Annotated in this window: 9 protein-coding genes; 6 read left to right on the top strand and 3 right to left on the bottom strand. The window is 68.4% G+C overall.

The window, feature by feature from the left end; translation table 11 throughout:
• Positions 1 to 57 precede the first annotated feature (57 nt).
• The 3 genes from ampD (at position 58) to NP552_RS21325 (ending at position 3,647) form a co-directional block, all read left to right on the top strand.
• Positions 58 to 618, top strand: coding sequence for a 1,6-anhydro-N-acetylmuramyl-L-alanine amidase AmpD (gene ampD, locus NP552_RS21335; protein WP_043864381.1), 561 nt, complete (start codon positions 58 to 60; stop codon positions 616 to 618).
• Positions 615 to 1,448, top strand: coding sequence for a regulatory signaling modulator protein AmpE (ampE, locus tag NP552_RS21330; RefSeq protein ID WP_078479902.1), 834 nt, complete (start codon positions 615 to 617; stop codon positions 1,446 to 1,448). Before ampD ends, ampE begins: the two co-directional genes overlap by 4 nt.
• Before the next feature lie 180 nt (positions 1,449 to 1,628).
• Entirely contained in the window at positions 1,629 to 3,647 is a 2,019-nt protein-coding gene (locus NP552_RS21325; RefSeq protein ID WP_054916280.1) for a methyl-accepting chemotaxis protein, read from the top strand.
• Positions 3,648 to 3,688: 41 nt separating this feature from the next.
• On the opposite strand, the gene NP552_RS21320 is transcribed toward NP552_RS21325, so the two are convergent.
• Both NP552_RS21320 and cra read right to left on the bottom strand, forming a co-directional pair.
• Positions 3,689 to 4,465 (bottom strand): TatD family hydrolase, encoded by a 777-nt coding sequence (locus tag NP552_RS21320; protein WP_054916281.1) that lies wholly within the window; start codon positions 4,463 to 4,465, stop codon positions 3,689 to 3,691.
• A gap of 2 nt (positions 4,466 to 4,467) precedes the next feature.
• Complete coding sequence (gene cra, locus NP552_RS21315) at positions 4,468 to 5,463, bottom strand: catabolite repressor/activator (protein ID WP_043864385.1); 996 nt, start codon at positions 5,461 to 5,463, stop codon at positions 4,468 to 4,470.
• A 284-nt stretch (positions 5,464 to 5,747) separates the two neighbouring features.
• On the opposite strand from cra, the gene ptsP reads away from it, so the two are divergent.
• Genes ptsP through NP552_RS21300 form a run of 3 tightly spaced genes read left to right on the top strand, consistent with a single transcriptional unit; the run spans position 5,748 to position 11,298 of the window.
• A complete protein-coding gene (gene ptsP, locus NP552_RS21310; RefSeq protein ID WP_274097129.1) occupies positions 5,748 to 8,606 on the top strand; it encodes a phosphoenolpyruvate--protein phosphotransferase in 2,859 nt (952 codons plus the stop codon).
• Positions 8,606 to 9,562 (top strand): 1-phosphofructokinase, encoded by a 957-nt coding sequence (pfkB, locus tag NP552_RS21305; RefSeq protein ID WP_196932705.1) that lies wholly within the window; start codon positions 8,606 to 8,608, stop codon positions 9,560 to 9,562. The genes ptsP and pfkB overlap by 1 nt, the downstream gene beginning before the upstream one ends.
• Positions 9,559 to 11,298 carry a PTS fructose-like transporter subunit IIB gene (locus tag NP552_RS21300; protein WP_078479906.1) on the top strand — a complete coding sequence of 580 codons (1,740 nt, stop codon included), beginning with the start codon at positions 9,559 to 9,561 and terminating at the stop codon, positions 11,296 to 11,298. The genes pfkB and NP552_RS21300 overlap by 4 nt, the downstream gene beginning before the upstream one ends.
• Here NP552_RS21300 and NP552_RS21295 read toward each other — a convergent pair whose 3' ends face one another.
• Positions 11,299 to 11,529, bottom strand: coding sequence for a DUF3820 family protein (locus tag NP552_RS21295; protein ID WP_043864478.1), 231 nt, complete (start codon positions 11,527 to 11,529; stop codon positions 11,299 to 11,301).
• Positions 11,530 to 11,618: the final 89 nt, after the last annotated feature.

The following is an 11,618-nucleotide window of genomic DNA, read 5'->3' as shown; positions in this document are numbered from 1 at the left end:
CAACCTTCGATTCCTCGGGGCATACTGCGCCAGAGCCCTCATGCTTCAGGATCTTCTATGCAACTTGACCACGCTACTGGCTGGGTCGCTGGCGTCACCCATTGCCCTTCCCCCAACTTCAACGCGCGCCCCGAGGGCGAAGCCATCAGCCTGCTGGTGATCCACAACATCAGCCTGCCGCCCGGGCAGTTCGGCACCGGCAAGGTGCAGGCGTTCTTCCAGAACCGCCTGCCCATCGCCGAGCATGCGTTTTTCGAGCAGATCAAGGACCTGCGTGTATCGGCGCACTTTCTGATCGAGCGTGACGGCAGGGTCACCCAGTTCGTCTCGTGCCTGGACCGGGCCTGGCATGCCGGGGTATCGCGCTTCGAGGGCCGCGAGGGCTGCAACGACTTTTCCGTGGGCATCGAACTCGAAGGCACCGATCAGACGCCGTTCACAGACGCCCAGTACACTGCCCTGCAACACTTGACCCTGCAACTGCAGGCTGCCTGGCCCATCGCGGGGCGAATCCGCGGCCACAGCGACATTGCGCCGGGGCGCAAGACCGACCCGGGGCCGGCGTTCGACTGGGAACGCTATCGCGCCAGCCTGCACGTCAACGAGGACAGATCATGAGTTTTCTGGTGTTACTGCTGGTGCTGTGGGTCGAGAAGTTCTCGGCGCTGCGCCAGCGCCTGCAACGCGACGGCTTTTTTCTCACCGAACTGGCCCGCCTGGAGCGCAGGCCCAAGGCCGACCCATGGTGGGTGCTGGGCATTCTGGTGTTGTTGCCGGTGGCGGTACTGGCGCTGCTGCTGCACGTGCTCGACCCGGTCGCCTATGGCCTGCTAGCCCTGCCGGTGCACCTGCTGGTGCTGATCTACAGCCTGGGCCGGGGCGATGTGAAGGCGGCGCTGGGGCCGTTTCGCGATGCCTGGCGACGCGGCGATGAACAGGCGGCCGTGCACGTGGCCGAGCGCGACCTGGGGGTGACGGCCGACGACAGCCAGGGCCTGATCCAGAAGGTGCAGGGGCACCTGCTGTGGCAGGCCTACCAGAGCTTCTTTGCGGTGATCTTCTGGTATGTGCTGCTGGGCCCGGCTGCAGCGCTGGCTTACCGGCTGCTGGCGCTGACGGGCGAGCGGGCCGGCAACCCGGCGGTACAGGAACGCGCCCGGCAGTTGCGCCACGCCTTCGACTGGGCGCCGGTGCGGGTACTGGCCGCCAGTTTTGCACTGGTGGGCAACTTTGTGGCGGTCAGCCGCATGATGCTGCACGAACTGCTCAACTGGCACATCGGTGCGCCGCGCCTGGTGGAGCAGGCGGGCACGGCAGCGGCGGAGATTCCCGCCGACGTCGAGGCCGGCCCGCAAGGCCTGACCGGGCTCGACAGCCTGTGGGAACTGCTGCTGCGTGCCGCAGTGCTCTGGTACGCGGGCTTTGCCCTGTGGACCGTGCTCGGCTGACTCACAACGTGTAAACGGGCTGCCGCAACGGCGGCTCGTTCCTACAGGCCGCCGCGACTGGTGGTTAACCTTAAGTTACAAAACTTCCCTTCGATATGCGCTATACAGAGGCTGCTGACGATCGCCAGTGGCCTAGTGCTATTGCGCAGAAAACAATAAGAAATCGAAAGGAGACGACCCTTGAAGCGCCTCTTGTATCCGGCAATCGCATTGATGAACCGGCTGAGCTTCGGCATGAAGTTCAGCCTGATCAGCGTGCTGTTCTTTCTGCCCATGCTGGTCACCAATTTCTATCTGGTGCGCGACGCCTATGCCAAGTTCCACGCCACCCGTGTGGAGCTGCACAGCCTCGGCCTGCTGAGCGAGAGCCTGGCCGTGCGCGGTGATCTGGAGAGCCTGGGCAACCTGGTGCAGATCAACGCGGTGCTGGGGCAGTCCGGCAAGGCCGACGACCTGGAGGCGCGCATCGATGCGCTGGAACAGCAGGTGGCAAAGCGCGTGGCCGCGCTGGCCCCGATGACCGAGGACCCGGCCCAGGTGCAGGCCTTCACCGCCCGGCGCGACGAGTTGCTGGCAGGGCTCGAGGCGGCGCGAGCCGACTCCTCGCTGCAGACCCGTGCAGCCCTGTACGACGCCCTGCTGGCGCAGGCGCAGCTGCTTGGCAAGCTGGTGGTCAGCCAGTCGGGCCTTGGCCAGGACAGCGATGCCGGCGTGCGCCAGATGGGCGAGCTGCTGACCACGGTCACCGCCCAGGTCACCCAGACCCTGGGTGAAGGCCGCGCAATCGGGGCTTACTCGCTGGGCCAGGGGTTTCTCAACTCATCGGCCAGTACCCGTTTCGAAGAATTGCTCAAAAGCCTCGACAAGCTGTCGGCCGACTACGCCATTCGCCTGCAGGACGCCCTGGGCGACGAGCCGCGGCTGGCCAGCCAGGCCGCCAGCAGCCAGGCGTCGCTCAAGCAGGCCAGCGAGCTGCTCGAAGACCAGGTGGTGATGGCCGATACCCTCGACGCGCCGTGGCCGGCGTTCTACCAGCAGGTCAGCGGCCTGATCGAGCAGACCTACCTGCTCAATGGCGCCACCCTGCAGGTGCTCGAACAGCAGTTGCAGGCGCGCCTGGGCGACTACCGCCAGCACATGGTGCTGCTGGTGCTGGCCCTGGCGGCAGTGTTCATGCTGATCGGCTACCTGTATGGCGGCTTCTACGCCTCCACCCGCAGCACCCTGCGTACCCTGGGCAAGGTGATGGACAAGGTGGCCGGGGGCGACATGACGGTGACCTTCCAGGCCCGCAGTCGCGACGAGCTGGGCGAGCTGGGCGAGGTGTTCAACACCACGGTGCGGCGCATCCATGACCTGATCGAGCGGGTCGGGCAGACGGTGGCCGAGGTGGAACACCAGGCCGAGCAGGTGCATGCGGTATCGGCGCGCAGCAACCAGGCGGTGAGCGGCCAGCGCGGGCAGATCGAGCAGGTGGCCACGGCCATGAACCAGATGTCGGCCACTGCCCAGGAAGTGGCGCGCAGCGCTGCGGCAGCCGTGAACAGCGCCCACGGGGTCAACCGCGAGACGGTCAGCGGGCGCGAGCTGGTGGAGTCGCAGCAGGGCAGCATTGCCGGGCTGGCGGCCGAAATCGACCAGTCGGTGGGGGTGATCAACCAGCTGGTCAGCGACAGCCAGCAGATCAGCCAGGTGCTGGAGGTGATCAAGAGCATCGCCGGGCAGACCAACCTGCTGGCGCTCAACGCCGCCATCGAGGCGGCGCGGGCCGGGGAGCAGGGGCGTGGCTTCGCGGTGGTGGCCGACGAGGTACGCACGCTGGCCAAGCGCACGCAGCAGTCGACCGAGGAAATCGACCAGATGATCTCACGCCTGCAGGGCGGGGTGGAGGCGGCGGTGCGGGCGATGGACAGCAGTCACCAGATGGCGGCGGGCACCGTGGGGCAGTCGCAGCAGGTGCAGCAGGCGCTGGTCAACATTCTGGGGGCGATGGGCAGCATCGTGGAGCAGAACCAGCAGATTGCGGCGGCAGTGGAGCAGCAGACGGCGGTGGCGCATGACATCGACCTGAACATCGTGCAGATCAACCGCGCGGCTGAGCACACCACCGAGGGCGCGCACCAGACCGAAGATGCGAGCCGGCAGCTGTCGGCGCAGGTGATGGAGTTGAAGCAGTTGATCGGGGCGTTCAGGGTCTGAGCGAGGGCTGGGCCCTTCGCCGGCAAGGCGCAGGGGCGGTATTACCAGCCAAACAGCTCGCAGGCATTGCGCGTGCTGGCCTCGGCCAGCACCTGGGGCGCAACCCCCATCACCTCAGCCAGTGCCACGGCAATCTGCGGCAGGTGCACAGGGCTGTTGCGCACCCCGGCGTACATCGCCGGGGCCATGTCCGGCGAGTCGGTCTCCAGCACCACGCCGTCCAGCCCCAGGCGCGGCAGCACCTTGCGCAGGCGCAGCGCCTGGGGCCAGGTGGCCGCACCGCCCAGGCCCAGCCTGAACCCGAGGCGGCGGTACTCGCGGGCCTCCTCGTAGCTGCCGGCAAACGCATGCACGATGCCGCCACGCGCCAGCTTGAAGCGCTTGAGCCGGGCGATCACGTCGGCATGGCTGCGCCGTACATGCAGCAGCGCCGGCAGGTCGAAGTCCACCGCCAGCTGCAACTGGGCCTCGAACAGCGCCTGCTGGCGCTCGCGGTCCAGCTCGGCCACGTAGTAGTCCAGGCCGAACTCGCCCACCGCGCACAGCTGCCGGTCGCCACGCAGGCGGCTCAGCCAGTCGCCCAGCGCCAGCAGGTGTTCCGGGCGATGCTGTTCCAGGTACACCGGGTGCAGGCCGAACGCCGCATACAGCTGCGGATCGCTCTTGACCAGCTCCCATACCCGCTGCCAGTTGTCCTGGTACACCCCCAGCACCACCATGCGCTCGACCCCGGCGCGGCGCGCCTGCCCCAGCACTTCACTGCGGTCGGCATCGAAGTCGGGAAAGTCCAGGTGGGTGTGTGTGTCTACCAGGCGCATGGTCAGGCCTTGAAGAGGCGTTGCTTGAAGGTGCGCGCCACCGCGTGCACACCCGGCGTGTAGTGCTGCTTCTCCACCGCCTCCAGCGCCAGGCGCAGGGCGGTTTCGGCCATCAGGCCGTGCTGCTGGGCCATGGCGTTGACCGGCAGGGGCAGGAAGTCCAGCAACTGGTTGTCACCGAAGGTGCCCAGGTGCAGGCTGCGCGATGCTGGCGGGCGGGTCTGCAGCACATCGAAAACGCCTTGCAGCAGTACATAGGAGGTGGTCACCAGTGCGTCGGGCAGGCGCCCCAGGTCGGCCAGCAGCTCGCTCATCAGGCGGCGCCCGCACTCGCGGCTGAAGGCTTCGCCCTGGTGCTGGCTGGCCCGTCCGTCGAAGCCTTGCAGGGCCTGGTCGAAACCACGTGCGCGAGCGCGGCTGACGCTCAGCTCCGGGCGTGCGCCAATCAGTGCGATATGCGCCGGGGCGCTTTCGAGCAGGCTGCGGGTCAGGTGCAGGCAGGCATGCTCGTCGTCGCTGACCACCGAGCAGAACTGCGCCGGGTCCAGGCTGCGGTCGATGCCGATGATCGGCAGGCCGTTGGCCTGCAGCGTGCGGTAGCTGTCGTCGTCTTCGGGCAGGCAGCTGGCGACGAACAGGGCGTCGCAGCGCCGTGCGCGAAACAGCTGCTGCAACTGGCGCTCGCTGTCGGGCTGGTCGTCGCTGCTGGCGATCAGCAGCTGGTAGCCCTGGGCCCTTGCGCCTTGTTCCAGTTGCTTGGCAATGCGCGCATAGCTGGGGTTTTCCAGGTCTGGCAGGATGAAGCCAAGGGTGCGCGTGTGACGGCTGCGCAGCCCGGCCGCCTGCGGGTTGGGCGTGAAGCCATGGGCCTCGACCACCGCACGCACACGCTCTACCGTGCTGCTGCTGATGCGTTGCTGTTCGGCCTTGCCATTGATGACATAACTGGCAGTGGTAACGGACACACCGGCCAGACGGGCGATATCGCTGAGTTTCACCGAATTTTCCTTGTTATTACCGGGGTTGGCTGCAGAGCCTGACCGGGTATTGTCGCCGATTGCGAAGCATCGGCGCAGACGACCATTGTCGCAATTGTCCGACAAAATGGGGCTTTCATTGTTCGCAGGTTATCGAGTAACGTGCACGCTATTCTAGGTTAAACGATTCAGCAGGCGATTTTTCTGCCGTGGCCTTCGCCTGCGCCCGGCCCTGCGAAGTGTCGGGTGCTGCTAAATTCACAACAATACCTCGGCGCCGGCCCGGCGCTGCAAAGGAGAGGTTCATGCTCGAGCTCACCATAGAGCAGATTTCCATGGGCCAGTCGGCTGTGGACAAGACCGCCGCGCTGCAGCTGCTGGCCGAGCGCCTGGTGGCCGACGGGCTGGTGGCCGAGGGCTACCTGGCCGGGCTGCAGGCGCGTGAAGCCCAGGGCTCGACCTTTCTCGGCCAGGGCATCGCCATCCCCCACGGTACCCCGCAGACCCGCGAGCTGGTGCATGCCACCGGCGTGCGCCTGTTGCAGTTCCCCGAGGGCGTGGACTGGGGCGACGGGCAGATCGTGTACCTGGCCATCGGCATCGCCGCGCGCTCCGACGAGCACCTGCGCCTGCTGCAATTGCTCACCCGCGCGCTGGGCGAGACCGACCTGGCCCAGGCGCTGCGCCGGGCCGGCAGCGCCGAGGCGTTGCTCAAGCTGCTGCAGGGGGCGCCGCAGGAGCTGGCACTGGATGCACAGATGATCGGCCTGGGTGTGCCCGCCGAGGATTTCGAAGAGCTGGTATGGCGTGGCGCCCGCCTGCTGCGCCGCGCCGATTGCGCCGGCAATGGCTTTGCCGCCGTGCTGCAGCAGGTCGAGGCGCTACCCCTGGGCGATGGCCTGTGGTGGCTGCACAGCGAGCAGACCGTGCGCAAGCCGGGCCTGGCGTTCGTCACCCCGCAGCGGCCGCTGCGCTACCTGGGCCAGCCGCTCAACGGCCTGTTCTGCCTGGCCAGCCTGGGCGCGGCGCACCAGGCCCTGCTCGAACGCCTGTGTACCCTGCTGATCGAAGGTCGGGCGCAGGAGCTGTTTCGCGCTACCAGCAGCCGTGCGGTGCTGGAGGTGCTGGGCGGCGAGCTGCCGGCCGACTGGCCCAGCGTTCGCGTCGGCCTGGCCAATGCCCACGGCCTGCATGCGCGCCCGGCCAAGGAGCTGGCGCAACTGGCCAAGGCCTTCGAGGGCGAGGTGCGCGTGCGCGTGGTCGACAGCGGCGAGGCCGCCGTGTCGGTCAAGAGCCTGAGCAAGTTGTTGAGCCTGGGCGCACGCCGTGGCCAGGTACTGGAGTTCATTGCCGAGCCGAGCGTGGCCGACAGCGCGCTGCCGGCGTTGCTGGCGGCGGTGCAGGCCGGGCTGGGCGAAGCGGTCGAGGCGCTGGCACCGGTGAGCGAGGTAGCGGCGCCCCAGGTGCTCGAGCCGGTGCTGAGCGCGCCGCTGCCGGGCACGCAGGTCCAGGGCGTGGCCGCATCGCCGGGCATCGCCTGCGGCCCGGCGCATGTGCAGGTGCTGCGCCATTTCGACTACCCGCTGCGGGGCGAGTCGCCGGTGATCGAGCGCGACCGCCTGCAACGTGCCCTGGCCGCGGTGGCCAGTGAGCTCGAAGCGCTGATCCGGCGCAGCCCGGCCAAGGCCATCCGCGAGATCTTCGTCACTCACCAGGAAATGCTCAGCGACCCGGGGCTGGGCGATGAAGTCGAGCTGCGTCTGCTCCAGGGCGAAAGCGCCCCAGCGGCCTGGATGACCGTGATCGAGGCCGCAGCGCGGCAGCAGGAGGCCTTGCACGACGCCCTGCTGGCCGAACGCGCCGCCGACCTGCGCGACGTGGGCCGCCGTGTGCTGGCCACCCTGTGCGGGGCCGCCGAGGTGGCGGAGCCGCAACAGCCCTATGTGCTGGTGATGGACGAAGTCGGCCCGTCCGATGTGGCGCGCCTCGATCCGGCGCGGGTGGCCGGGATTCTCACCGCACGGGGTGGCGCCACCGCGCACAGCGCGATCGTGGCGCGGGCATTGGGCATCCCGGCGGTGGTGGGGGCCGGCGCGGCGGTGCTGCTGATCGCCGCCGGCACCGAGCTGTTGCTGGACGGCCAGCGTGGACGCCTGACCGTGGCCCCGGCGGCGGACGAGCTGCAGCGCGCCCTGGCCGAGCGCGAGCAGCGCGAACAGCGCCTGCAGGCGGCCCGGGCGCGTCGCCTGGAACCTGCCGTGACCCGCGACGGGCATGCCGTGGAAGTGTTCGCCAACATCGGTGAAAGCGCGGGTATCGAACAGGTGATCGACCTGGGCGCGGAAGGCATCGGCCTGCTGCGCACCGAGCTGATCTTCATGGCCCATCCACAGGTGCCCGACGAGGCCACCCAGGAAGCCGAGTACCGCCGTGTGCTCGACGGCCTGCAGGGCCGGCCGCTGGTGGTGCGCACCCTGGATGTGGGGGGCGACAAGCCGTTGCCCTACTGGCCCATCGCCAAGGAGGAAAACCCGTTTCTGGGGGTACGCGGCATTCGCCTGACCCTGCAACGGCCGCAGGTCATGGAAAGCCAGTTGCGCGCCCTGTTGCGCGCGGCGGGCGAGCGACCGCTGCGCATCATGTTCCCGATGGTCGGGCAGGTGGAGGAGTGGCGCCAGGCCCGAGCAATGGTCGAGCGCCTGCGCCGGGAGATCCCGGTCGGCGACCTGCAGGTGGGCATCATGATCGAGGTGCCTTCGGCCGCGCTGCTGGCACCGGTGCTGGCGCCGGAGGTGGACTTCTTCAGCGTCGGCACCAACGACCTGACCCAGTACACCCTGGCCATCGACCGCGGCCACCCGAGCCTGTCGGCCCAGGCCGATGGCCTGCACCCGGCGGTGCTGCAGCTGATCGACATCACCGTGCGCGCCGCGCATGCCCACGGCAAGTGGGTGGGCATCTGCGGGGAACTGGCCGCCGACCCCCAGGCGGTGGCGGTGCTGGTGGGGCTGGGCGTGGATGAACTGAGCGTGGCGGCGCGCAGCATTGCCGAGGTCAAGGCGGTGGTGCGCGAACTGAATTTTGAACAGGCCCGGCAACTGGCGCGTGATGCGCTGGTGCAGGGCAGTGCCGCCGATGTGCGCGCACGGGTGGAGATGCATTGATGGCACGGATACTCACACTGACCCTCAACCCGGCGCTGGACCTTACCGTCAGCCTCGCCACCCTGCAGCCCGGCGCGGTCAACCGCAGCCACGCGCAGCACAGCCACGCGGCGGGCAAGGGCCTGAACGTGGCGCAGGTGCTGGCCGACCTGGGGCATTCGGTGACGGTGGGCGGCTTCCTGGGCCAGGACAACCTGCAGCCCTTCGAGGCCCTGATGGCCCGTCGCGGCTTTGCCGATTGCTTCGTGCGGGTGCCCGGCGAAACCCGCAGCAACCTCAAGCTGGTGGAGGGCGATGGCCGGGTCACCGATATCAACGGCGTGGGCCCGCAGGTCGACGAACACGCCCAGGGCGAGCTGCTGGCTCGCCTGCAGCACCTGGCCAGCGGGCATGACGCGGTGGTGGTGGCCGGCAGCCTGCCGCCGGGTGTGAGCCCGCAGTGGCTGCAGATGCTGCTGGCGTGGTTCAAGTCGCTGGGCCTGAAGGTGATCCTGGACAGCAGTGGTGCGGCCTTGATCGCCGGGCTCAAGAGCGCGCCGTGGCTGGTCAAGCCCAATACCGACGAACTGGCCGAGGCGCTGGGCCGCCCGCTGCACAGCATTGCCGAGCAGCAGGCCGCTGCCCGCCAGTTGATCGACCAGGGCGTCGAGCATGTGGTGGTGTCCCAGGGCGAGCAGGGGGTGATCTGGTTCCGGCGCGACGGCGCCCTGCAGGCGCTGCCGCCCCAGGTGATGGTGGCCAGCACGGTGGGCGCGGGCGATTCGTTGCTGGCCGGCATGCTGCACGGCCTGCTCAATGCCGAGCCTGCCGCGCAGACCTTGCGCCGCGCCACCGCGATTGCCGCCCAGGCCGTGACCCAGATCGGCTTCGGCATCGGCGACCGCGTGCAACTGGCGCAGCTCGAAGATGCCGTCCGGGTGCAGATTCCCCACGCTCGACAAGAGGGTGAACAATGAAGATCGCCATCGTCACCGCCTGCCCCAACGGCCAGGTGTCCAGCCTGCTCAGCGCGCGCCTGCTGGATGCGGCCGCGCAGCGCCAGGGCTGGAGCACCAGTGTCGAGGTGCACGATCCCGACCATCCCGAGCGCCAGCTTTCGCCGGCAGTGATCGCCGCCGCCGACTGGGTGCTGGTGATCAGCACCGGCCCGTTCGACCTGCAGCGCTTTGCCGGCAAACGCCTGTTCCAGAGCACTCCGGCCCAGGCCCTGCAGGATGTGGAGAGCTTTCTGCGCCTGGCCGCCGAACAGGCCCAGGTGCACCACCCCGAAGCCGTGGCGCCTGCGCCGGCCGCAGCGGGGGCGGTGAAGAAGATCGTTGCGGTCACTGCCTGCCCCACCGGGGTGGCGCACACCTTCATGGCCGCCGAAGCCTTGCAGCAGGCGGCGCGGCAACTGGGTTATCAACTGGCCGTCGAAACCCAGGGCTCGGTGGGGGCACGCACCCCGCTGAGCGCCGCGGCCATCGCCGAAGCCGACGTGGTACTGCTGGCCGCCGATATCGAAGTGCCCACCGAGCGCTTCGCCGGCAAGCGCATCTACCGCTGTGGCACCGGCGTGGCCCTCAAGCAGGCCCAGGCCACCTTGAACAGGGCGCTGGCCGAAGGTCGCGAAGAGCGTGCCGCCGGCAGCGCCGGCACCGCACCTGCACGCAGTGAAAGGGCTGGGGTGTACAAGCACCTGCTGACCGGGGTGTCGTTCATGTTGCCGATGGTGGTGGCAGGCGGGTTGCTGATCGCCCTGGCATACATGTTCGGGCTCGATGCCTACAAGGAGCCGGGCACCCTGGCCGCCGCCCTGCGCCAGATCGGCGAAGACGCCGCATTCAAGCTGATGGTGCCGCTGCTGGCCGGCTACATCGCCTATTCGATTGCCGACCGCCCGGGCCTGGCGCCGGGCATGATCGGCGGGCTGCTCGCCAGTTCGCTGGGCGCCGGCTTCATCGGCGGCATCGTCGCAGGCTTCGTGGCCGGCTACGCGGCCAAGGCGATCAGCCACTGGGTCCGCCTGCCCAGCAGCCTGGAGAGTCTCAAGCCGATCCTGATCATCCCGCTGCTGGCCAGCCTGTTCACCGGCCTGGTGATGATCTACGTGGTGGGCAAGCCGGTGGCCGGCATGCTCGATGGCCTGACGCATTTTCTCGACAGCATGGGCACTGCCAACGCGGTGCTGCTGGGCATACTGCTCGGCGCCATGATGTGCGTGGACCTGGGCGGGCCGGTGAACAAGGCCGCCTATGCCTTCTCGGTGGGCCTGCTGGCCAACCAGAGCATGGCGCCGATGGCCGCGACCATGGCCGCCGGCATGGTGCCGCCGATCGGCCTGGGCATCGCTACCTTCCTGGCGCGACGCAAGTTCGCCCAGAGCGAGCGCGAGGCCGGCAAGGCGGCGCTGGTGCTGGGCATGTGCTTCATTTCGGAGGGGGCGATCCCGTTCGCGGCCAAGGACCCGCTGCGGGTGATCCCCGCCAGCGTGGTCGGCGGTGCACTGACCGGCGCGCTGTCGATGTATTTCGGTTGCAAGCTGATGTCGCCCCACGGCGGGCTGTTCGTGATGCTGATTCCGAACGCGATCAACCACGCCCTGCTGTACCTGCTGGCCATCGCCGCCGGCAGCCTGCTGACCGCTGTGGTGTACGCGGTGCTCAAGCGCAGGGACGTGGCCGAGCTGGCACTGGAGCCGGCCAAGGTCTGATCAGGGGCGTGGGCGCGGGTGCTTCTTGCGCAGCGGTTCGAGCAGGTCGGCCAGGCCGTTGTGGTCGACCTCGTGCATCAGCGCCAGCAGCCCGCCCAGTTCGCCCTTGGGAAAGCCCTGGCGGGCGAACCAGTTGAGGTAGTGGCCGGGCAGGTCGGCGATCAGCCGGCCCTGGTACTTGCCATAGGGCATTTCGCGGGTGACCAGCAGTTCGAGTGTCTCGGGAGTCATGGGCTCGGCGCAGCAGTGCAGGAAAGGCCCGACAATACATGCAATCTGCACGAGACCAAAGGTCCGTTCATGCAAAACGCTGCTTGGGG

Origin of the sequence: Pseudomonas sp. 8209 (assembly GCF_028682105.1) — a bacterium.
GTDB lineage: Bacteria > Pseudomonadota > Gammaproteobacteria > Pseudomonadales > Pseudomonadaceae > Aquipseudomonas > Aquipseudomonas palmensis.
Note: the sequence above shows the minus strand (reverse complement) of the source record. Positions and strands in the feature narration are given on the sequence as shown.

Coding starts and splice junctions, on each gene's coding strand:
- pfkB (WP_196932705.1), top strand. CDS start 8,606: ATGGCACGGATACTCACACTGACCCTCAACCCGGCGCTGGACCTTACC.
- ampD (WP_043864381.1), top strand. CDS start 58: ATGCAACTTGACCACGCTACTGGCTGGGTCGCTGGCGTCACCCATTGC.
- ampE (WP_078479902.1), top strand. CDS start 615: ATGAGTTTTCTGGTGTTACTGCTGGTGCTGTGGGTCGAGAAGTTCTCG.
- NP552_RS21320 (WP_054916281.1), bottom strand. CDS start 4,465: ATGCGCCTGGTAGACACACACACCCACCTGGACTTTCCCGACTTCGAT.
- ptsP (WP_274097129.1), top strand. CDS start 5,748: ATGCTCGAGCTCACCATAGAGCAGATTTCCATGGGCCAGTCGGCTGTG.
- NP552_RS21300 (WP_078479906.1), top strand. CDS start 9,559: ATGAAGATCGCCATCGTCACCGCCTGCCCCAACGGCCAGGTGTCCAGC.
- NP552_RS21295 (WP_043864478.1), bottom strand. CDS start 11,529: ATGACTCCCGAGACACTCGAACTGCTGGTCACCCGCGAAATGCCCTAT.